Source organism: Agarivorans sp. B2Z047 (assembly GCF_023373605.1).
Classification (GTDB): Bacteria; Pseudomonadota; Gammaproteobacteria; order Enterobacterales; family Celerinatantimonadaceae; genus Agarivorans; species Agarivorans albus.
Genome location: NZ_CP088080.1, coordinates 1,498,334 through 1,519,293, shown reverse-complemented (window position 1 = coordinate 1,519,293; position 20,960 = coordinate 1,498,334). Strand labels below are relative to the sequence as shown.

At 44.8% G+C, this 20,960-nt stretch carries 19 protein-coding genes; 7 read left to right on the top strand and 12 right to left on the bottom strand.

The features are described from left to right. The 4 genes from LQZ07_RS06965 to LQZ07_RS06950 are packed head-to-tail and all read left to right on the top strand — an operon-like array spanning position 1 to position 3,708. On the top strand, positions 1 to 1,143 hold the full coding sequence (locus tag LQZ07_RS06965) for a methyltransferase (RefSeq protein ID WP_152780033.1): 1,143 nt from the start codon (positions 1 to 3) through the stop codon (positions 1,141 to 1,143). Positions 1,144 to 1,165: 22 nt separating this feature from the next. Further along, on the top strand, positions 1,166 to 1,747 hold the full coding sequence (locus LQZ07_RS06960) for a YajG family lipoprotein (protein ID WP_152780035.1): 582 nt from the start codon (positions 1,166 to 1,168) through the stop codon (positions 1,745 to 1,747). Then, positions 1,744 to 2,322 (top strand): peptidylprolyl isomerase, encoded by a 579-nt coding sequence (locus LQZ07_RS06955; RefSeq protein WP_016400324.1) that lies wholly within the window; start codon positions 1,744 to 1,746, stop codon positions 2,320 to 2,322. The genes LQZ07_RS06960 and LQZ07_RS06955 overlap by 4 nt, the downstream gene beginning before the upstream one ends. A 27-nt stretch (positions 2,323 to 2,349) precedes the next feature. Next, on the top strand, positions 2,350 to 3,708 hold the full coding sequence (locus LQZ07_RS06950) for an MFS transporter (protein ID WP_152780037.1): 1,359 nt from the start codon (positions 2,350 to 2,352) through the stop codon (positions 3,706 to 3,708). Here LQZ07_RS06950 and LQZ07_RS06945 read toward each other — a convergent pair. The 3 genes from LQZ07_RS06945 to LQZ07_RS06935 form a co-directional block, all read right to left on the bottom strand. After that, entirely contained in the window at positions 3,705 to 4,955 is a 1,251-nt protein-coding gene (locus LQZ07_RS06945; RefSeq protein WP_152780039.1) for an RNA polymerase sigma factor, read from the bottom strand. The genes LQZ07_RS06950 and LQZ07_RS06945 overlap by 4 nt on opposite strands. Next, positions 4,952 to 5,293, bottom strand: a complete 342-nt coding sequence (locus tag LQZ07_RS06940; RefSeq protein WP_016400327.1) for a YciI family protein — start codon at positions 5,291 to 5,293, stop codon at positions 4,952 to 4,954. The genes LQZ07_RS06945 and LQZ07_RS06940 overlap by 4 nt, the downstream gene beginning before the upstream one ends. A gap of 182 nt (positions 5,294 to 5,475) precedes the next feature. Beyond that, a complete protein-coding gene (locus LQZ07_RS06935; protein ID WP_016400328.1) occupies positions 5,476 to 5,958 on the bottom strand; it encodes a YajQ family cyclic di-GMP-binding protein in 483 nt (160 codons plus the stop codon). 121 nt (positions 5,959 to 6,079) lie between these two features. Here LQZ07_RS06935 and LQZ07_RS06930 point away from each other — a divergent pair, with 121 nt between their 5' ends. Next, the gene (locus LQZ07_RS06930; protein WP_152780041.1) at positions 6,080 to 7,003 is read left to right on the top strand and encodes a ketopantoate reductase family protein; all 924 of its coding nucleotides are present in this window, start codon (positions 6,080 to 6,082) and stop codon (positions 7,001 to 7,003) included. Beyond that, positions 6,996 to 7,556: a DJ-1 family glyoxalase III gene (locus tag LQZ07_RS06925; protein ID WP_152780043.1), complete on the top strand. Its 561-nt coding sequence runs from the start codon at positions 6,996 to 6,998 to the stop codon at positions 7,554 to 7,556. The genes LQZ07_RS06930 and LQZ07_RS06925 overlap by 8 nt, the downstream gene beginning before the upstream one ends. A gap of 60 nt (positions 7,557 to 7,616) precedes the next feature. On the opposite strand, the gene LQZ07_RS24620 is transcribed toward LQZ07_RS06925, so the two are convergent. The 8 genes from LQZ07_RS24620 to prfB all read right to left on the bottom strand — a co-directional run bounded on the left by LQZ07_RS24620 (position 7,617) and on the right by prfB (position 18,989). Beyond that, positions 7,617 to 9,167: a cellulase family glycosylhydrolase gene (locus LQZ07_RS24620; RefSeq protein ID WP_152780045.1), complete on the bottom strand. Its 1,551-nt coding sequence runs from the start codon at positions 9,165 to 9,167 to the stop codon at positions 7,617 to 7,619. Between the two features lie 252 nt (positions 9,168 to 9,419). Next, positions 9,420 to 10,166 carry a carbonic anhydrase gene (locus LQZ07_RS06910; protein ID WP_152780047.1) on the bottom strand — a complete coding sequence of 249 codons (747 nt, stop codon included), beginning with the start codon at positions 10,164 to 10,166 and terminating at the stop codon, positions 9,420 to 9,422. Between the two features lie 174 nt (positions 10,167 to 10,340). After that, the gene (locus LQZ07_RS06905) at positions 10,341 to 12,995 is read right to left on the bottom strand and encodes an alpha-amylase family glycosyl hydrolase (RefSeq protein ID WP_152780049.1); all 2,655 of its coding nucleotides are present in this window, start codon (positions 12,993 to 12,995) and stop codon (positions 10,341 to 10,343) included. Positions 12,996 to 13,145: 150 nt separating this feature from the next. Continuing rightward, positions 13,146 to 14,570, bottom strand: a complete 1,425-nt coding sequence (locus LQZ07_RS06900) for a helix-turn-helix transcriptional regulator (protein ID WP_152780051.1) — start codon at positions 14,568 to 14,570, stop codon at positions 13,146 to 13,148. A 78-nt stretch (positions 14,571 to 14,648) separates the two neighbouring features. Further along, positions 14,649 to 15,638 carry a substrate-binding domain-containing protein gene (locus tag LQZ07_RS06895; protein WP_194164062.1) on the bottom strand — a complete coding sequence of 330 codons (990 nt, stop codon included), beginning with the start codon at positions 15,636 to 15,638 and terminating at the stop codon, positions 14,649 to 14,651. 105 nt (positions 15,639 to 15,743) lie between these two features. After that, positions 15,744 to 16,190, bottom strand: a complete 447-nt coding sequence (locus LQZ07_RS06890) for a DUF1499 domain-containing protein (RefSeq protein WP_051147561.1) — start codon at positions 16,188 to 16,190, stop codon at positions 15,744 to 15,746. 160 nt (positions 16,191 to 16,350) lie between these two features. Beyond that, positions 16,351 to 17,874, bottom strand: a complete 1,524-nt coding sequence (gene lysS, locus LQZ07_RS06885) for a lysine--tRNA ligase (protein WP_016400339.1) — start codon at positions 17,872 to 17,874, stop codon at positions 16,351 to 16,353. A 16-nt stretch (positions 17,875 to 17,890) separates the two neighbouring features. After that, positions 17,891 to 18,989 (bottom strand): peptide chain release factor 2 gene (gene prfB / locus LQZ07_RS06880; protein WP_152780055.1). Its coding sequence is split into 2 segments (ribosomal slippage): positions 17,891 to 18,913 and positions 18,915 to 18,989, totalling 1,098 coding nucleotides; the frame shifts between segments, so codons are not numbered across the junction. A gap of 349 nt (positions 18,990 to 19,338) precedes the next feature. Between prfB and LQZ07_RS06875 the strand changes: the two genes are divergently transcribed. Continuing rightward, a complete protein-coding gene (locus LQZ07_RS06875) occupies positions 19,339 to 19,767 on the top strand; it encodes a hypothetical protein (RefSeq protein WP_152780057.1) in 429 nt (142 codons plus the stop codon). Positions 19,768 to 19,834: 67 nt separating this feature from the next. Here the strand turns inward: LQZ07_RS06875 and tyrA are convergent, their stop codons facing one another. Further along, positions 19,835 to 20,959 (bottom strand): bifunctional chorismate mutase/prephenate dehydrogenase, encoded by a 1,125-nt coding sequence (gene tyrA / locus LQZ07_RS06870; protein ID WP_152780059.1) that lies wholly within the window; start codon positions 20,957 to 20,959, stop codon positions 19,835 to 19,837. Between the last annotated feature and the right edge of the window lies 1 nt (position 20,960).

Genomic DNA, 20,960 nt, shown 5'->3' with positions numbered 1-20,960 from the left:
ATGAGTCATGAATTGCAAATTAACTCGCTCCATTTGAGCTTATCGCGCTACCCAAAACAGGCGACAAACGATTTACAAGCATGGAATGCTGCTGATGAACTAATGCTCAACTTTGCCTTTGAGCAAACCACCGCAGCCAAACGCATACTCATTATGAACGATGAATTTGGCGCGCTAGCCTGTGCTCTGTTGGCCGCCCCTGAGTTTGCCGATAGCCAAATACATTGGTTAAGCGACTCCTTTATTGCACAACAAGCCTTAGCTGAGAACTTAAAAGCAAACAACTTAACTATGGATGGGCGGCTCACTCTGCTTAGCAGCACCGATAGTCTTCCAGCCAGTGACATGGTGTTGATGCGTCAACCCAAAAGCTTAAATTATTTGGAATACCAACTAATTGCACTGCAAGCGATATTGTCGGCTGATAGCCTTTTTGCCTGCGGAGTAATGCTAAAGAACTTACCTAAGTCCGTTTTCTCTTTATTTGAAAAACACCTTGGTAAGGTAAGCACTTCACTGGCGAAGAAAAAAGCCCGCTTATTGTTTGGCCACTATCAGGGTATTAGCTCTACTAGCCCTTATCCCAAACAATGGAAAGTTGCAGAGCACCAATTCAAGCTAAACGACCATGCCAATGTATTTTGCTTCGGCAAGTTAGATATTGGCAGTCGCTTTATGTTAGGCAATTTTCCGCAGGGCGATTTTCAAGCTGTGGTTGATTTAGGGTGCGGCAATGGCTTACTGGGTTTACAAGCACTCAAGCACTATCCCAAAGCTAAAGTTTCTTTTTGTGACGAATCGGCAATGGCCTTAGCCTCGGCAAAAAATAATGTAAGCTTAAACTTTCCAGAGCGATTAGCCGATTGTGAGTTTAACCACGACAACGCTTTGCAGCATCAAGCCGACAACAGTGCCGATCTCGTGTTATGTAATCCGCCTTTTCATCAACAAAACACCATTTCTACGCATATTGCCCAACAAATGTTTCGTGACGCTAAACGCTGCTTACGCAGCGGCGGCCAACTGATAGTGGTAGCTAACCGACACTTGGGCTATCACCCACTATTAAAATCTTACTTTGGCGGTTATAAGTTACTGGCGAGCAATAACAAATTTGTTATTCTGAGCAGCACTAAGCGTTAATCCACTTATTAAGGTAAACAACTTGAAAACTCAGTTTTTATTGCCCGCTTTGCTAATTAGCGGCGTATTAGGGCTTAGCGCCTGCAGCAGCCAACCGCAGCAAGTCGCATTAACCCCAAGCATTGAGGTCATTGATTCAGCTCAACACTCAATCATTGCTGCAATAAAATCTCAAGATTTACGCAGTAACCGGTTTTTAATTAGCATTCACCAAGAAGGTGAAGAACAAGCCCAGCTGATTTCAAGCGGCAACAATTTACGTCAAAACATTGAGCAACAGCTTTCGAGCGCTTGGCAACAACAAGGCATTGGTTTTGTGCCAGACTCACCAAACCTAATTACCATCGATATTCTAGAATTGGCCAACAAAGTAGAAGAAAGCAGCGTTAAACATGCCGCCAGTTCTGTTATGCGTTTAAAGGTGACTATCGACACCCCTCACAAAACCTTAAGCAAACAATTTCGTTCCACCCACACTAATGAAGGTGCGTTTTCTGTCAACGTAAACAAGCAAAGCGAAGCCATGAGCCAACAGCTTTCTGAACTACTGACACAAATCGCTAACGACCCGCAACTTATTGAAGTATTGGAGTATCAATTATGAACTTGGGCATTTTCCGTAACACCTTGGTGGCTTGTGTTTTCGCTACATTAAGTCTTGGCGCTAGTGCACAAACCTTAAAATTCATCACTAACCAAGGTGAATTTGAAATGGAACTGAATGCCGAAGCTGCGCCAAAAACTGTCGCTAACTTCCTTCGCTATGTAGAAGACGGCAGCTTTAAAGGTACGTTATTTCACCGCACCATTTCTAACTTTATGGTGCAAGGTGGCGGCTACTCAATTAACTACGAAAAAGTAGATACCTATCGCCCAGTTGAAAACGAGTCGAAAAACGGCTTGAGCAACAAGCGTGGCACCGTTGCTATGGCGCGCACTAACGACCCACACAGTGCTACTCGTCAGTTTTTCATCAACGTTATCGATAACGCTTATTTAGACGGCAGCGCAAATAAATACGGCTACACGGTATTTGCAGAGATCACTTCAGGCATGGACGTAGTGGATAGAATTGTAAGCAAGCCAACTAAAACCGGTCCTATCCCTGGCATGCGCAATGTTCCTATGGAAAAAGTGATTATTGAAGATGTAGTCATTGTTGACGAAAGCCAACCGTAAACTCGCCACAACTTAACCGAGCTATAAATGAACTTATCGCTAAATTGGTCTCAGACCCTACATTCTTATTTAGATAAACGATTGCTTTGGGTATTTATGCTCGGTTGTGCCAGCGGTTTTCCATGGGTACTAATTGGTTCTAATATGTCGGGCTGGCTTACCGACGCCGGTTTGTCACGCTCAGCCATTGGCTTTTTTGGCTCGGTATTTACCGTGTATGCCATCAATTTTTTATGGGCTCCCTTAGTTGATAGGGTAAAACTTCCCGTTTTACATGCTTGGCTCGGCCAGCGTCGAAGTTGGATATTTTTGTGCCAAGGTATCGTGTTGCTGTGTACCTTTGGCATTGCCCAGTTTGACCCCGCCAACAGCTTGGTCTTTACCTCGCTGCTGGCCTTGTGCATCGCCACTGCCTCTTCCACCCAAGATATCGCCATTGATGCTTACCGTATCGATACCTTTGCAAATAGCGATTCACATCGCTTACCGCAAGCCTCGGCCATGGCGGTAATAGGTTGGTGGACGGGCTATTCTCTACCGGGATATTTGGCATTTATTAACGCCGACAGCATTGGTTGGAATGGCGTCTATTTAGGCATGTGTTTCATTGTTGCGCTATTGATGCTCTTTACCGTGTTAGTGAAAGAACCTATTAGCAACCGTGAAGCTTTGCAACAACAAGCCGAAGCGCGCCATGCCCAATACCTTGGCACTAAATCACCTTTGGTAGCTTGGTTAACGGTAACGGTTGCCGAACCGTTTTTAGATTTTTTCCGCCGCAACGGGGTGCGTGTAGCCATAACCTTGTTGCTGTTTGTGTTTCTATTCAAAATTGGCGAAGCCTTCTTAGGCCGCATGTCAATTACCTTCTACCGCGAAGTAGGCTTTAGTAACGAGCAAATTGGCCATTACTCTAAACTTATTGGTTGGGGTGCAACGGTTTTATTCACCATTGTTGGCAGTGCCTTTAATGTACGTTTTGGCATTATTAAAGGGCTTATATTAGGCGGTATTGCTATGGCTAGCAGCAACTTAATGTTTGCTTGGATTGCCGCGACCGGCCCAGATGAGCAACTATTTTTAGCGACCATTATTGTCGATAACTTCACCAGTGCCTTTGCCACAGTAGCCTTTGTTTCGTTTTTAACGGTGCTTACTGGCCAAGCGTTCTCGGCAACTCAATACGCCTTGCTTGCCAGTTTGGGCAACTTAGGCCGAACCACGCTCGCCTCTTTCAGCGGCAGCTTGGCAGATTATTTAGAATCTTGGCCGCTGTTCTTCATCTTAACCGCGGTGATGGTTGTGCCAAGTTTAATCATGTTACTCAGCTTGAAAGGCTACTTTACCAAGATATTGGCGCATAACGAATCCAGCAAACAAACTTAAGCGCTATCTTCAGGCGCAACTAAGCGCCAGCGCTTACTTAATAAACGCCTAATCGTAGCGCTAGGGGCCTGCTCTAGTGCTAGCTGGGCATTTTGCTCAGCCAGTTTCTGTTCTCCACTGCGAAATTGTAAGTCTGCCAATACTGCATACCAATGATAGGAGCGACTCAGCCAACTAGGAACTTGAGAACTCTCCAGCTCTGTCAAGCCAACCTTTGCCCCTTGCCATTGCGCTAGCGCTACTGCTCGATTGAGAATATGAAAGGGTGAAGGCGCCAGCTTTTCGAGCAACTGATAAGCCTCCACTATTTTATGCCAACGAGTCTGCTCAAAAGAAGAAGCCAAGCAGTGTTCTGCCGCTATGCCAGCTTCTATATGATAGCGAGACAATTGATCACCTTGTGCCGAACGCTGCAAACAAAGTAAGCCCATAGCAATTTGCGCCTGATTCCAGCTACTACGATCTTGTTCTTGCAACAACAGTAGTTCACCCGCTTGTTGTCGCGCGGGCAACCTAGCTGTATTTAGGTACATAAGCGCTAACAAAGCATAACTTTCGGGCCGATTGCCCAAGGCATGTTGGCTTAGCAATCCAGTTAAACGAATTGCCTCTTCACATAAATCTTGGCGAATAGATAAATCTTCGTGAGAAGATAAATAGCCTTCGGTAAAAAGCAAATACAATACCCGATACACTGCGGGCAAACGCCGTTGCATGTCTTGCTCGTTTAAACTGTCTAGCTGCAAGGGCTGCTGTTGTAGGTATTTTCTAGCACGACTAAAGCGCTTATAAGCATTGGCTTCACTAATAAATAGACGCAATGCGGTTTCTTTAATGCTAAACCCCACCAAGCTTTTTAGAGTGAAAACCAGTTGCGACTCCACCGCTAAAGCCTCATCACTAGCAACAAACAACATTCGCAATAACGCGTCACTTAATTCTCCACTAAGTGGCGGCTCTACCAGTACTTCAGTTTGTGGTTCTTCAGTTTGAGCTAGCAAATTAGAATGACTTTGCTGTTGGCGAAACTGCGACAAAAGGTAACGCAGTGCCACTTGATAGAGCCAAGCAGAGGGTTTGTCTGGCACCGCCTGTTTCAACCAAGTATCAAGCGCTTGAGCCATCGCCCACTGCACCGCATCTTCTACTTGCTCAAAATGCTCAAAACCAAAACGGCGAACTAATAACGCCACGAGTTGGCCATACTCGTGACGGAATAGATGCTCTATTTGTCCGCGGGAACTCAAGGTTTGCTTATTTCTCGAAGCTCAATATTGGTTCCCATGTTTTCAACCATAGGGCTCGCTTTAATCACCTCAATAGCTTCTGACAAATCACTGGCAGTAAGCAACATATAGCCACCAACAATTTCTTTCACTTCGATGAAGGGGCCATCTTTTACTTCATCACGATTAACCACCGCCCCTTCACTGCCCAACTTACCGCCCATATCCACAATGTTGTCGGCAAATTTAGTTTGCCAAGCGTTAAATTTGGCATACATCACTTCCATGTCACTGGCAGATAATTGTTCGCAGCCGCCCGAGTCACTGCGAAGTAAACACATATATTGTTTATTGCTCATTATTTCACTCCATTAAAATTGCTATCTAATCAGTGAAGCATATTTCACCGACATAGTAATGACGTTTAACAAATATAAACTTAGACACCTTGCGGGATTTTTTTACCAAAAAGTTTTTGAGATAAGCACCAGACACAAAAAAACCGCCAGATGGCGGTTTAACAAACCTTGGCTATAAAGCCTTAGTCGCGAAAGTTATTAAACTGAAATGGTTGGTCGTATTCACCACTGCGTACCAATGCCATCGCTGCTTGCAGATCATCGCGTTTCTTGCCGGTAACACGTACTTGTTCACCTTGAATAGATGCCTGAACTTTTAGCTTGGCATCTTTGATCTGCTTAACCACTTTTTTAGCGGTGGCTTGATCAATCCCGTTTTTAAAGTTAACCACTTGAGAGTGGGTTTTGCCGCTACGGGTTACCGAGGCTAAATCAATCGACTTAGCATCAACCGAGCGCTTTACTAAAGTGCCACGCAAAATATGCAGCATTTGCTGTAACTGAAACTCAGCCTCGGCAGTCATCTTAATTGACTCATCTTTGTATTCGAAGCTGGCTTCTACACCACGAAAATCAAAACGCGTTTCCAGTTCACGTATCGCATTATCACAAGCATGGCGAACTTCGTTAGCATCTATCTCAGAAACAATGTCAAATGAAGGCATGTTTTCTCTCCCCTAAAATCTGGCCTTATGCGAAAATTGCTGCATTATATCCCGTTACCACTAAAAGAGTATCGCTTGCGGTAACGCTAGCACCAATTTTGTTAGATTTGTGAGTCTATTTATGACTGTTTCTACAGAACCCTATTACGACTTTGCCATTATTGGCGCGGGCGCCGTAGGTGGCTTACTGGCCAGCTTGTTGAGCCATCAACAACAAAAAGTGTGTTTTGTTGACTCACGCTTAAAGCATAATCAAGACCTAACACTACAACTCGATAGCCTTGAAAATGGCGTAATTACAAACAACTTAAAGGTATTTCCCAGCTTACCTAGTTGCCGATGGTTGCTGCTATGTGTAAAAGCCCATCAAGTAAAACAAGCCTTGTCTGCGTTTAAGCTAGCCGACAATTGCAAACTAATGCTAGTGGTGAACGGGATGGGCGCAGACCATGAGGTCGTAGATAAACTAGCCCCCCAACAACTGTATTTAGCCAGTAATACTCATGGCGCGCTTATTGAAGAAAAAACCGATTCTCAACTACAGCTAAAACACACAGGCTTGGGTCAGCTGGTTGTTGGGCCTTACCTAAAAAACGCCGCAAAGCCGCAAGATTTGATGGCACTTGAACAAGCATTACCAAGCGCAAATTGGCAAGACAATATTTATCCCGCTCTGTGGCGAAAACTGGCAATCAGTTGCTGCATTAACCCTCTCACTGCATTGCACCGATGCCGAAACGGCGAACTGCTAGATACACGTTTTGCCAAAGACATTACCGCACTTTGCGACGAAGTTAGCCAAGTAGCCGCAGCAGAACAGCTTGATTTAAGTGCCGAAGACCTCCGCAAAACGGTGTTGCAGGTAGCGAAAGCAACTGCCAATAACTTTTCCTCTATGCAGCAAGACATACACCACAAACGCCTTAGTGAAATAGGCTACATTAATGGTTATATAGTTAAGCAGGCTGCGAAACATCAATTGGCTTGTCCACATAATCAATACATGCTGCAACAGATCCAGCGATTGGAGAAACACAATGACTAAAGTGATGGTAGCTATAGCCTCTGGCAGTGAAGAGATTGAAGCCGTAAGCATTATCGATGTATTACGCCGAGCCGAGATTATCGTAGACGTAGTGAGTATAGAAGCCAACAAACGCTTAGATATTGTTGCTTCTCGCGGCGTAAAACTGACGGCCGATATCCATATTAGTGAAATAGACGTTGCAGACTACGACATGTTGGTATTACCCGGTGGTGTCCCCGGTAGTGAGGCTTTCCGTGACTGTGAATCACTCATTGCCATGCTTAAGAAACGTAATGCGAAGCAATGGTTAGCCGCAATTTGCGCAGCTCCTGCAGTAGTACTAGCAGAGCATGATTTACTGGGTGATGCTGCGGTAACTTGCCACCCTGGCTTTCAACAGCAGCTACCACAAAACCAATTAAGTCTAGACAGAGTCGTGGTTGATCAAAGCTATAAGCTCATCACTAGCCAAGGCCCCGGCACAGCCATTGAATTCAGCCTAGCCTTAATTGCTCAACTAAAAGATCAAAATAGCGCCGACCAAGTTGCGGTTCCTATGGTGCTTGCTTAAATCCAAACTTAAGGAAAAAAGCCATGCATAACATGGCTTTTATTGCTTAAACAACGGCAACTATTGGCAAACGCCACCGGTTACCGCCGTAGCTATGCCCGCGCCGGTTCCGGTAAAGCCAAATTCAACTGACTGCCCAGCAGCAATAGTGCTATTCCAAGCAAGGTTAGAAGCGGTGTATCCCTCGGCAGAATTTAGCTCGGCATTCCAAGAGCTACTAATGCTTGAACCATCACTATACGCCCAGCTAACCTGCCAAGTATTGATGGGTTCGCTGCCAGTATTAGTGATAACCACCGCCCCTTGGAAACCACCTTCCCACGAGTTAACCACTACGTGTTTACAAGCAGCATTAGGATCAACAGGATCCGTTGGGTCTGTTGGGTCTGTTGGGTCTGTTGGGTCTGTTGGGTCTGTTGGGTCTACAGGACCATCCACTATGCCGCCCGAGCCTGCAGGAATTTCGCTACACATCGTGTAACCCACACAGTTACCGCCATTTTCTTGAGAGTGTCCGGCATCTTCGTATAAACAAATAGGCACAATGGTGCCGTAAAAATCACACTGTTGAACTACCGGTAGCTCTTGGCCATCAAATACAGAAGCAAGAACCGAGGTTTGTTTAATACCATTTTCGCCATTGATTAGGCGTTTGCCCCAAGTAGTGAGTTTGCTGGCATCGAAGTTAACCGTCATATCCAGTTCAAATGTACCCGGCGCAGTATTACCCGACCAAGACCAACCTAAGTAGCCAATTTTATATTCTTCGGCCACCGCTAAAATAGCATCTTCATCCACATCTTGCCCTTGATGGTCCATTCCAAACTCACCCACGATTAGTGGCATGTTGTGGCGGCTCAAAAAGGTAGATACGTAGGACTCGATCTTCTCGCGGTTTTGGTAAACCTGGTACATATGCACACTAAACATTATGTTGTTTAATGAATCTGCAGAAGCGACCTCTGTGGCATTGTCTAACATAATCTCTTGCCAATCTTGCCCCCAGTTTGCTGCATCAATCATTATGGTGTGGGTAAAGCCAGCATCTCGTAGCGTTGTTATCGCTTTTTTATGTTCATTTACATAGGTTTCTGCAGGTACATTGTTACCAAAGGGTTCGTTAGCAATGTTGATGATTACATAGTCTTCTTCGCCCTTAAGCACATCTGCAAGTTCCACCCAATAAGCAGCTGTGGTTTGTAAATCGCCAGCCTCAGCTTTTTCACCAGATCCTGTGACGTCATGCACTTCAAGCACACAGACTAAGCGATTTAACTTACACATCTTAACCACTTTGGCCACGTCTTCTGCATCGTTTTTAGCGAACTGCTGACCATCACTTAGCACCACCCTCACAGTATTTGCGCCAGCTTCAGCAATGTCTCTAAACGCGCCTTGGCGGTAGTTATACCAAGCGTGAGCATGGTTTACCCCGCGCATAATTACCTCATGCCCGTTAGCGTCTAGCAGTTGAGTACCAGAGGTACTAAAACCTGCCACTGCAGGCAAACTAGACAAGGCCAACAAGCCCGCCGCTACACTAAGGCTTAATCGAGAAATAGGGTTAACACGCTTACTATTGTTGAGTTTTTCTAATGTACTGATGTTCATATCGGTGACGCTCCTTTTCAATTAATGACAAATAAAACTATTAACAAAATAAACAATAGATAAATAGTCAGAGAAATAACTCAACGAATAGTGGTTTCATAGTGATTTCACGAAATACATCAATACAGATCTAGTTTTAGGCAAAATTTAAAACCAGCCATTGACTAATTGTATTATTTTAAATCTAAAGAATATTTTGGCGTTCAGTGAGACTGCCGGAACTAAAGCCCCGGCATATTGCTATTAGCGGATTTATTCAACAATGACCCGCGCATTAATTGCTTGAACAGGGCGATTGTTGGGGTGTTTCATTACTGCAGTAAAGTCTCGAATTTGCTGCTCGGAAGCACTAACTGGTTGTTTTAGCACCAACCAAGTGACTCCTTCGCTACACGGCGGTGTGGTTAATGAGCCATTAAAACGGTAGTACTCGTGACTCTTTGGCCACAGCGCCAATCCATCTACCGGATCAAGCAAAGCTGCTTGCTCGCCAGCATGTTTGGGCATTTGCGCCCATGCTTTTGCCAGTTCTTGGTTCTCATCTCCTTGCTCGAACATTACTGCCACCACCGCTAGGCGACCATCTTCATCGGCATGTACAAAGTGCGCTTCCAGCGGGAATGACTTTCCTTTTAAGGTGTTTTCACTGGGAGAATGGAAATGAAACTGTTTTAACTCAAAGCTATGCCCAGCAAGGCTAATATTGCTGCCAGGCTGGTAATTCACTTGAATAGTGTGCCCATTGTTGATGACTTCACTGCCTGCGGCTTTATAACTAAGCGCCAGAGTTGGCAGCTCACCTTTGGTTGTGCCAGCAATATTAATAGGTGATTGATTTTTGCCGCTTGCGCAAAGGCTAAACTCGGGGGCTAACTCTCCCCAATGCTCAGGCCCTTGATGACCAGAATAGCCCCAGTGCCCATTGCCTTCTGCCAATACACTGCCCGAAAAACCTAATACAGCACTAATCATTACACTTTTCAGTTGTTGCTTATTCATCCTTAGATCCTTGAATGTAAAAAGCCCATCGCAAAAATCGATGAGCATAAACGGAAAAAAGGTTCTATCAATTTATTGATAACAAGGTCAATATAGATGCGAAAAACACTGAATTTATTACAATTTAGCTGTAAATAAAGCCTTACTCATTGAAGGCTTTATCATCAATGTGGCTTATTCACTAAGAGTGATAATAGGCAACTCATCCCAGATCTTTTCTTGGTTAGCCTCGCCACCAGAAAAATTCCACGGGCCAGCATCTTCAGCAAGTGGCCTATAAACAGCAGACAAACCATCTAAGTCCCAGGTAGAAAGGTAAAAACGGATACCGTCTAAACTATTTGGTCTACCAAGAGAATCACTTGCAAAGTCAAGATAGATGACTTGCTGAGCCTTATCTACGGTCACTTTTGGTGCTGGTGTTACTGCTTCCCCCCAATTATCCGCATCGGCACCTTGAGCGTTATAAATAGAGCTTTGCCAGCCAAGTATCACCGCATTTCGGCTCCAAGTACCACTAGGCATGTTGGCATTAATTTTTGGTAGAACGGTAGCGCTAGGCCCTTGGTCTTCGGGTAAATCAATAAACACGGTAAAACCTACATGGTCGAAGCCATTTGGTGGCAACCAAGTATCGGTGAGCTTATCCATGGTGAGTTTAAGTCGAATATTGCTTCCTACGGAGTACACTTCAGCTTGGTTAATTGCTAGCTGGCTGTTTACCTTGTCAAAGCTAGGGTCACCTGGCAACGAGTAACTGCCGTTAGGACCACCCGTTCCTTCTTGCACATCGTTGCTATCATCAATGCTTAGATCAGGTGTATCAGACCAAGCTAAATCTGAAGTGAAATGCACGTCGGCTAAGCCTGCTTTTTCTTCGGGTGAATAGATAGCAAAACGATGCTGCTGCTCACCAATAGCGAAATGTCGAGTTGATAACATGGCCGACCACTGCCCTTGCGAATCAACTTGTATGTCTGTTGCTGTGGCTAAGTTTCCGTTCACCACCAATTGCAATTGAGCATTTGCTTGAGCGCGGCCAGTTATCTGGGTATCTGCGCTAATCACTCGGTTTGTCCAATCCTCATCTAGGCTGATGCCCAAATTTGCAGTATCTACTTCCGCAATAGTATTCGTTTTAAAATACAACACCGCGGCTTTTGCTGGCAGTTCAACACTTACTTCACCGTTTGCATCCACCACTAAACCTGCTGGTGCTTGTATCCAATTGGCTTGAATTTTCTGTTCAAATACCGTGCCTTCTGCTTGCTCTAGATCCAACCTGTTTAACAGCATGGGTTGATTAGCGGTATTCATTATTACCAGCACTTCTTGCTCCGCTAACTGACGAGTAAATGCAAATACACCGGCACCCGACTTGTCGCTAGCCAACACCTCAATATCTCCACGCGTCATCACAGGATTATTACTACGTAGCGTCGCCAATTGCTGTATAAACAAATACATCTCGCTGCCGCTGTCGAAGGAGTCGAGCGACTCACCATCTTCGCGATAGCCTCCCTCAAACATCGCGTCTCGACTCGCACTCATTGCTTGTTCAGTGCCTTGATAAATCACCGGAATGCCCGGAATGCTTAACATGGTCATTAGCGCTTGTTTTAAATCTGCTTGGCTAGCTTGCGACAAAAAGCGCGGCATATCGTGGTTGTCGATAAAGTTGGGCAAAATGTATGGATTAGGAAATAGCTCCATCATTTTTTCTATACGAAACCTTAGATAATCGGTAGGTTGCCCTGCAGCAAATACTCGCGTCATGGTGGTTTGCAAGGGGAAGTTAAGTAAGGATGCCAGCTGTTTGTTATCTGCATCCCCTAGGTAGCTCAGCATTTTTTGCTCACCTTCGGTGTTATAAGCACTTGAGCTCTCGAATACTTCACCAAAGGTAAGAAAATTGCTCCGCCCTGTTTGTTCTGCTTGTGCCATTACTCCATCGTCGGCATGTAAAAAGTCGGTCCAAAACTCGTGCTCTACAAACTTGACGGTATCGATACGAAAAGCATCCACCCCCACCTCACGTATCCATTTTCTATAACTTTCTTTCAAATAGGCACGCACTTCCGGGTGAGCGGTATTTAAATCATCTAAATCAGACAGCTGCCAGTTTTTCTCCTGAATAGGATCGTTATGGTCGCTAATGCTTGGCGTCCAGTGGTAGATCCCAGAACCGTCTTCATTACAGTTGTTTTGGTTTAGAGGATAAGGTAATTCTTGCCCTTCAACTAAAGGACTGTCTATTAAGCGAAACCCTTGACATGGCAAGCTTGAGTCGTATTCCCAAGGTTGATCATAAGTGAAATAGTTTCCTACATGGTTAGTCACAATATCTTGAATGAGGTACATATTGCGGCCGTGGATTTCTCGCGCTAAATCTTGGTAACTGGTCAAATCACCAAAGTGCTCATCAACTTTTTGAAAATCTCTCGCCCAGTAGCCATGGTAACCACCATAGTTTTGCTCATTATCCCACCACTGGTTAGCAACCGGTGGCGTTAGCCAAACCGATGTGGCACCAAGCTGCTGAATGTAATCTAGCTTGTCGGCTATGCCCACTAAGTCACCACCACTAAATTTTTTGTCTGAACGAGGGTCAAACTCCCCCTGCCCTTGATCGCTCAAACTAGGATCGCCATTGTTAAAGCGATCAATCATTAAAAAGTAGATAATTTGATCTTGCCATTCCGGTGATGCCACGTGACTTCCGGTAGTTTCACTCTGCTGTTCATCGGAATTACAGCCACTTAACGCCACCGCAACTGATAATGCCAATATATTCAATGGTTTTAGTATGTTATTTCTTCCCCGCAACATATTTCATTCCTTTATGAGTTATCTTGCGGAGAACAATAAGTCAAATAATCACGGAGATTGGTGTCATTTGGCGCCAAATAATATGCAGCAGTATGCCAGCTAAAGCATTCTGTGAACTTAGTAGCTATTTCTGAGGAGTAAGCTTATGGCTTATAGCAATGGAGGAACAAATTGATAGCGCTGCGGGTAGTGCTGCTCAGCTAATTCGTTATCGTGTTGGTCAAATACTCTAAAACGGCAATGCTCGGCTAGGGCTGGAAAAGGGCTGGATAAGGTCCAAATACTGTATTGTTTATTACTGCTCACTTGCTGCAGCGCCAGCGGCTGAGAATGCTCTCCCAGATAACAAAGTATTTTGCTGACTTGCTCTAATTGGCAAGCAAGCTCAATAAACAACTGGTAAGCAAAACCGGTTTTAATAATGCTCAGAGTGGGCACGATATAGGCCGGAGTGCCCAGTAGCAAACGTTCACTTACTAAGTAATCTCGCTGTTGGTTATCATCCACATAGCTTTCTCCATCTACTTCATAACGAAGGCGAAAACACAAAGGGTGAGCAACCGGCAGGTTGGCGGTAGACCAAAGCTCGGTGCCATCACTTAAAAAATCGGCAAAAAATGCCGGGTAATGGCGCCATATGCCATCCCTGTCTTTACACTCAACAGTCACTACTTTTTCGAAGGCTATGTTATCCACTTCTAACCAAACTTGACCTTCTTGAGTATGTAACTCCTCGGCCTCGCCTATGGGTCCGCGCGCATAATGTAAACGCACTGGCTGCGCTCTTAATTGACTGCGATTTTGCACACAGCGCTGGCGATAAAAACTAGGGGTAAACTTAAACCAGCGACGAAACGAACGATGAAAATTAGAGGGATCGTCATAACCTAAACGCAAGCCAATACTAGAAATGGGCAACTGGGTATCGGCTAACAAATTTAGCGCCAAGGTCTTCTTCTCATCTTCAACTAGCTGAGAGAAATTAAGCTGCTTCTCGGCTAAACGCCGCTGCAAAGTACGCGTCGACAAACCAATTTTTTTAGCCACAAGCTCTAGGTTTAGTGGTTTATCAAGCGAACGTTGAATAGAGCGCTTTAGTTGCAACTGTAAGTCTGGCGATTCAATCGATTGATGCAATAGTAGTGAATATACTTTTTTAGCAAAGCTGTGGCTCGCCGATTTAGCCTGTAAGCTAAGCGGAAGCCCTTTGGCAGCCACCTGCAAACGTGTTCCACTAAAATGGCAGGTAATCAGTGGGTTGTTGAATTGCTGCAGCTGCTGATAAAGATTATCTAGCAGTAGTTCACTCCAAGCAGGTAACACTTGTGAATCGCGGGTTTGTAAGCTTAGGGTTAAACCTTGCTTATCGTCGCTCACCTCAATATAAACACTTCTATCAAACAGAGAGAGGCTTTTACTCCACCACACCAAGCCATCTTTTAGTGAAGGAGCATGCAGCAACAACATCGATTGCAAACACAATACATCGGCCAAGTGCCAGTATTCGCCCGCTACTTGTAAGTGGGAATGACCAAGTTTTTTGGCTAAGGCAGAAATGACTGGCGCTTGATTCAAGTAATTGATCTAATGTAGAAATTTTCGCCAGTGTCTAACAAGCTGGTTAGCTTATCAATATAAAGATTGTAAGCATGTTTACTGGCACATAGGTATTTGACCAAATACACAACGTTCCAGCTTGGTGTGTATTAACGGTTCTACCGCTTTACCTTGGTGAATGCTATACAGCGTATAAATTGATTGGTAGCCCATATCGTAAGGCGACTGACCAACATTGCCATGAGCCAAGCCTTGGGCTAATAGCCGCTTTTGTACTTCGAGGGTGTCACCAAAAATAAGCAATAAACGCTTTGATGCTAAACTATCACTATGCGGCGACACAACATCTGAGTATTTAAACTCCAAAGTTTGTGGCCACGCACCAACAGTAATAATTACATCAAGCAACTTCGGCCCATATTGATGTAAACGTAGCATTCTATCGAGATTATTTAATGAGCGCTGAGCCTCGTCATCGGAATAGATTGGGCAGCGACTAAGCTCTTCCCATAAATCACTTTTACCGCTGTTATTGTTAAAGCCTAAGCCGGCATATACCCCGCTTATACGTTCCACCAAATTGGCTGCGCCCTTGTGTCCGGTAATAATGCAAAACGAGCCTCCTTGCGGTTTTAAAGCTTGGGTTAAACGCCCCAGCTGAAAGCCAAACTGAAAGTTATCGGTTCCAATGTAGCTATGTCGTAGTTTGGGATCGGCTGCCAAGGCTTTTTCAGAAAAATCAGAATCAAATGTAACCACGGGGATTTGATTTTGCTTGGCCAATTGCATACTGCGGTGAGTAAGCACCCGAGAATTTATTACCGATACCGAAATACCGTCTAGCCCTTGCTCAATTTGCTGAGAAATAATTTGGTCTTGGTACCGTGCATCGGCCTCTTCAGGGCCAATATACACACATTCAACATCTAGCTCTGCAGCTGCTTGCAAACACCCTTTCTCAACATCATCAAAAAAGGGATTAGTAACGGTTTTGGGAACCACCAAAAAACGGGGTTTTGAGGAAACTTCGTTTGCAAGAGATTGACAGCTTACAAGAATCAACAGACTAAACAGACATGCTTTCACGGCATCACCAACTACCAATGAGAATACCCTTAAGCTAAGCCAATAAAGTCCATTAGGTAAAGCCAAGCTGCGCTAACTGCAACTTGGCTCACGCTTTTATGGTAATTATTCAGCTTCTAGGTATAACTTAGCAAACTCTTGATATCGCTGATTATTTATACCCATATCGGAGTAGCCAACTCGCGATTGAGAACGAAAATGGACTAACTGCTCGGCTTGGTCGAAGTGTAACTCTACATCATCGCGATAGCCTACTGTTGGACTATAAAAAACCGCGTGTACATATTGCTCATCTCGGCTAATGACTTGATTATTTGGCATATGAGCAAAAGCGCGTAAGGCGGCTAGTTGGGTGCTTTTCAAATCGGCTTTAAATGGCAAGGCAGCTACTTTTTTATCACCTTCGGCATAACTAGACACCCCATTTGGAGAACTGGCTAATGGCGCCAATCGACCCGATTGCAAACCTAGGTCACTTGGAGTGCTAAGGTTTTTGTAAACCATAAACCCAACTATAACCAGTACAATCACTACTATTCCTGACAACAGCATTTTCACTACCTTTCTCCCTTAATTACGCTAATTGCTTTTAACTAAACCAAGCTTACTCTCAATGAGCTTAGTCTTCGTTATCGCTACTATAACGAAAAAGCACAAAAAAAAAGCCACACACTGTAAAAAGTGTATGGCCTTTAATAGCTTATTTGTGAACTTAAGCTTGAGGACGCATCGCTGGGAATAAAATCACGTCGCGAATAGTGTGCGTGTTGGTGAAGAGCATCGCTAGGCGGTCAATACCAATACCTTGGCCAGCCGTTGGTGGTAGACCGTGCTCTAGAGCGGTGATGTAGTCTGCGTCATAGAACATCGCTTCATCATCGCCAGCATCTTTAGCCTCAACTTGCGCCTTAAAGCGCGCATCTTGGTCTTCTGCATCATTAAGCTCAGAGAAGCCATTAGCCACTTCACGACCACCGATGAAGAACTCAAAACGGTCAGTGATGAAGGCGTTGTCGTCGTTACGACGCGCTAGCGGGCTAATTTCTGCTGGGTATTCGGTAATAAAGGTTGGCTGAATTAGCTTAGGCTCAGCAGTCTCACCGAAGATTTCTTCAAGTAGCTGGCCACAAGTCCAGAACTTCTCTACTTCAACGCCAACTGATTTAGCAATGCTAACCATGTGCTCGCGGTCTTGCACTTTGTCGTAATCTAAAGCTTGAATATCGGCATGCTCTGGGTTGTATTGCTTAATCGCTTGCAACATGCTCAAGCGTGGGTAGCTACCAGCAAACTCTACTGTCTCGTCGCCGTAAGGCATAGAAGAAGAACCTAGAACCTCAACTGCTACAGTGCGCAGCATTTCTTCAGTTAGATCCATTAGATCGTTGTAGTCGGCGTAGGCCATGTAGAATTCCATCATGGTGAATTCTGGGTTATGGCGCGGCGACAGGCCTTCGTTACGGAAGTTACGGTTAATTTCGAATACGCGCTCAAAGCCACCTACCACTAAACGCTTCAAGTAAAGCTCTGGTGCGATACGCAAGAACATCTGTTGATCTAGCGCGTTGTGATGAGTGATAAATGGACGGGCAGTTGCGCCGCCAGGGATCACTTGCATCATTGGCGTTTCCACTTCCATGAAGTTCTTAGACTCCATAAAGCGGCGAATACCGGCTACCAACTTAGAGCGCACCATAAAGGCTTGGCGTGAATCGTCGTTCACGATCAAATCAACATAACGCTGACGGTAACGCTGTTCTTGGTCGGTTAAACCGTGGAATTTCTCTGGCAATGGACGCAAGGCTTTAGTTAGCAAAGCATACTCGTCCATGTTCACGTAAAGGTCACCTTTACCTGATTTGTGCAGCGCACCTTTAACACCAATGATGTCGCCAATGTCTAAGCCACCAATTTCTTTTAGCTCTTTTTGCACCGGCTTAGGCGCGTAAGCTTGAATGCGGCCCGATACATCTTGAATCACTAAAAATGGTCCACGCTTAGCCATAATACGGCCAGCAATAGCGGCTACGTTACCGGCTGCTTCTAAATCTTCTTTAGATTGTTCGCCAAACTGCTGCTGTAAATCGTCAGCTAGGTGCTCACGTTTAAAGTCATTTGGGTGGCCGTTAGCCGAGCAAGTTTCGCGAATTTTGTCTAACTTAGCGCGACGCTCTGCGATCAGTTTATTTTCTTCTTGTGCTGCTTGTTCCAGACTTTGTTCTGTTTGTTCCGACATGTGAAAACCTTGCTCGTTACAGCCCTGACTTAAGGCTAGCTTCTATAAATTTATCTAAATCACCATCTAACACGGCTTGAGTATTACGGTTCTCAATACCGGTTCGAAGATCTTTAATTCTTGAATCATCTAATACATAAGATCGAATTTGACTGCCCCAGCCAATATCCGACTTATTGTCTTCCGCCGCTTTTTTCTCGGCATTCTGTTTTTGCAACTCTAATTCAAACAACTTAGCTTTAAGCTGCTTCATTGCTTCGTCTTTGTTCTTGTGCTGCGAACGACCGCTTTGGCACTGCACCACTGTATTGGTAGGCAAGTGGGTAATTCGCACCGCCGATTCGGTTTTGTTTACGTGCTGACCACCCGCGCCTGAGGCTCGATATACGTCAATGCGCAAATCACCTGGGTCAATGTCTACTTCAATGCTGTCATCAATTTCTGGGTAGATAAACGCCGATGCAAACGAGGTATGACGACGCCCACTAGAATCAAAGGGAGACTTACGTACCAAACGGTGCACGCCAGTTTCTGTTCTTAGCCAGCCGTAAGCATATTCGCCACTTACTTTAATCGTTGCGCCTTTAATGCCAGCTACATCACCATCAGAGACTTCAACTAACTCAGCTTTAAACTGGTGGGCTTCACACCAACGCAAATACATACGTAGCATCATATTGGCCCAATCTTGAGCCTCGGTGCCACCAGAGCCAGATTGAATATCGATATAGCAATCGCTCTCATCCATCTCGCCAGCAAACATACGGCGAAATTCAAGCTTTTCTAATTGTTTAACTAAGTCTTCGGCCTCGGCCTGTGCTTCTTCGAAGGTTTCTTCATCTTCTGCTTCTACCGCCAGCTCAACCAAACCAGCAACATCTTCGATGCCTTGAGTAAGATTATCGATGGTTTTTACCACCAACTCTAGCGCTGAGCGTTCTTTGCCTAAGGCTTGCGCGCGCGTTGGGTCATTCCAAATTTCTGGTTGTTCTAATTCGCGACTGACTTCTTCTAACTGCTCTGCTTTTGCATCGTAGTCAAAGATACCCCCGGAGCACTTCTGTGCGCTCTTTAATATCTGCTAGTGAGTTGTTCACCGAATTAATTTCAAACATCCTGCAATGACCTACGTCGAAGTACCAAAAACGCGCAATTTTAACCAATATAGCGGGGAATAAACATAGTTAGGCGCAATGAATAGGCTAAATAAACCAGTTTTTTTGTTATCTCGGTGAATCGCAGCTTTAGCTAACCCACAATTTGCCAGCATTTCCATAAACTAAGGAGCTTTATAGCTAATGCCCAAGTGGCTTTTGGTTAACAGCTTCAGCTTTTTTTCAATTTTGTTGGGATTATAAATTAGTCGAATTCGTTAACTGAAACTTGCTGAACTTGAGATCTAGCATTAACTTAAACTAACAAGCCAATACAATTTCGTCGGTTTAGTGTTTGTGGGAGACGGCATTGCGAGAAGCACATGGTTCTATTGAGTTTTCACTTAATGGACAGATTATGGAGATTGAGGGCACAGGCCCTTGGAATCTTGAACAAATGGAAGAAAGCGGCGGTGCTGCAGCTCCTATATTAGACCAGTTATTAGATTCGCCATGGGGAGTTTTAGCCACATTTCATGGAGAAACCTTTTACACCGAAGATGCAGCAAACCAATTAATCGAGTGGTTAAAAGTTGAAAAACAACGTGGTCGAGTTGCCACCGCCTTAATACTTACCCACGCCAGCGTGCCAGAGCTCGCCAAATGGCATTTAAGCCAAATATATATTCAAGCAGGGGAAACGGTGCAAATATTTAGTGATAAGGGTGAGGCGCTGAGCTGGTTAAAACAAAAAATTGCTGCATATGAACAGCAAGCCACTTTCGAAGACCATCTATAAAAAAGCGAGCTAATAAGGTGCATAAAAAAGCCAGCCCTAAGGGCTGGCTAATCACTAACTACAAAACCTAAGAGCGTCGGCTGTCGTTAGCTTGCTGTAATAAGCTGCGGCTTTCTTTTAAGAACTCTTGCGAGTAATCACCAAACCAGTCACTCACTCGCTCAAAAGACGCAATAAAACCTTCGCGATCTTTATTCTCTACCAGCTCAACCAATTCACCAAAGTGTTGGTGGTAACGCTTAATCATCGCAGTGCTCTGCTCTGATGCCATAATAATATCGGCGTACAAATCAGGAGACTGGGCAAATAAACGTCCAACCATGGCCAGCTCTAAGCGATAAATCGGAGAGCTTAAGTCTAGTAACAGTTTTAAGTCTGCATCTTCCTGCGCTAAATGCATGCCATAAGCAAAAGACGTAAAGTGACGCAAAGACTGAATCAAGGTCATCGCTTTATCATGGCTTTCTGCTTCTACGGCATGTAAACGTGCGCCCCAAATACCCATTTGCTGCAATAGCCACTGGTACTGCTCACCGCCACGACCATCGGCGTAAACGATAACCTGCTTAGCAAGACTAGGTACATCTGGGCCAAACATTGGATGCAAGCCCACTACTGGACCTTTGTGCACAGCCAACATTTTGTTTAGCGGCGCAGACTTAATACTAGTGATGTCGGCCAAGATACAGTTTTCAGGCAGATTACCTAATTGGGCAATCACTGTCTCTGTAAGGTTGATTGGCACAGAAACCAACACTAAACCGGCGGTAGCAAATAGTTCGGGGGCTTTATCCCAATCTTCTTTGCCAATTACATCAACTTGGTAGCCAGACAAAGTAAACATTTGTACAAACAAACGGCCTAGTTGCCCACGACCACCAATCACAACAATATTGCCAAGCTCAGGATTTATCGTTTTAAAACCACTGTCTTTTTCACTGGTATACGACTCACGCATCACTCGACGCAATACGTCTTCGATTAACGCTGGCGGTACACCTTTGCTTTCAGCCTCGGCGCGACGCTTAGCCAACATGGCTGCTTCGCGATCCGGTGCATAAATAGGTAAACCGTGCTGGGTTTTAACTTCACCTACTTTATGAACCAGCTGAATACGTTGCTGTAGCAAATCTAGAAGCTGTTGATCCACTTCATCGATTTGGTCACGTAAAAGATTTAGAGCTTGAACCATG

What these genes read in the sequence shown, in the direction of transcription:
- LQZ07_RS06965 (WP_152780033.1), top strand. Translation starts at nt 1, where the DNA reads ATGAGTCATGAATTGCAAATTAACTCGCTCCATTTGAGCTTATCGCGC.
- LQZ07_RS06955 (WP_016400324.1), top strand. Translation starts at nt 1,744, where the DNA reads ATGAACTTGGGCATTTTCCGTAACACCTTGGTGGCTTGTGTTTTCGCT.
- LQZ07_RS06950 (WP_152780037.1), top strand. Translation starts at nt 2,350, where the DNA reads ATGAACTTATCGCTAAATTGGTCTCAGACCCTACATTCTTATTTAGAT.
- LQZ07_RS06940 (WP_016400327.1), bottom strand. Translation starts at nt 5,293, where the DNA reads ATGAGCAATAAACAATATATGTGTTTACTTCGCAGTGACTCGGGCGGC.
- LQZ07_RS06935 (WP_016400328.1), bottom strand. Translation starts at nt 5,958, where the DNA reads ATGCCTTCATTTGACATTGTTTCTGAGATAGATGCTAACGAAGTTCGC.
- LQZ07_RS06930 (WP_152780041.1), top strand. Translation starts at nt 6,080, where the DNA reads ATGACTGTTTCTACAGAACCCTATTACGACTTTGCCATTATTGGCGCG.
- LQZ07_RS06925 (WP_152780043.1), top strand. Translation starts at nt 6,996, where the DNA reads ATGACTAAAGTGATGGTAGCTATAGCCTCTGGCAGTGAAGAGATTGAA.
- LQZ07_RS24620 (WP_152780045.1), bottom strand. Translation starts at nt 9,167, where the DNA reads ATGAACATCAGTACATTAGAAAAACTCAACAATAGTAAGCGTGTTAAC.
- LQZ07_RS06910 (WP_152780047.1), bottom strand. Translation starts at nt 10,166, where the DNA reads ATGAATAAGCAACAACTGAAAAGTGTAATGATTAGTGCTGTATTAGGT.
- LQZ07_RS06905 (WP_152780049.1), bottom strand. Translation starts at nt 12,995, where the DNA reads ATGTTGCGGGGAAGAAATAACATACTAAAACCATTGAATATATTGGCA.
- LQZ07_RS06890 (WP_051147561.1), bottom strand. Translation starts at nt 16,190, where the DNA reads ATGCTGTTGTCAGGAATAGTAGTGATTGTACTGGTTATAGTTGGGTTT.
- lysS (WP_016400339.1), bottom strand. Translation starts at nt 17,874, where the DNA reads ATGTCGGAACAAACAGAACAAAGTCTGGAACAAGCAGCACAAGAAGAA.
- tyrA (WP_152780059.1), bottom strand. Translation starts at nt 20,959, where the DNA reads ATGGTTCAAGCTCTAAATCTTTTACGTGACCAAATCGATGAAGTGGAT.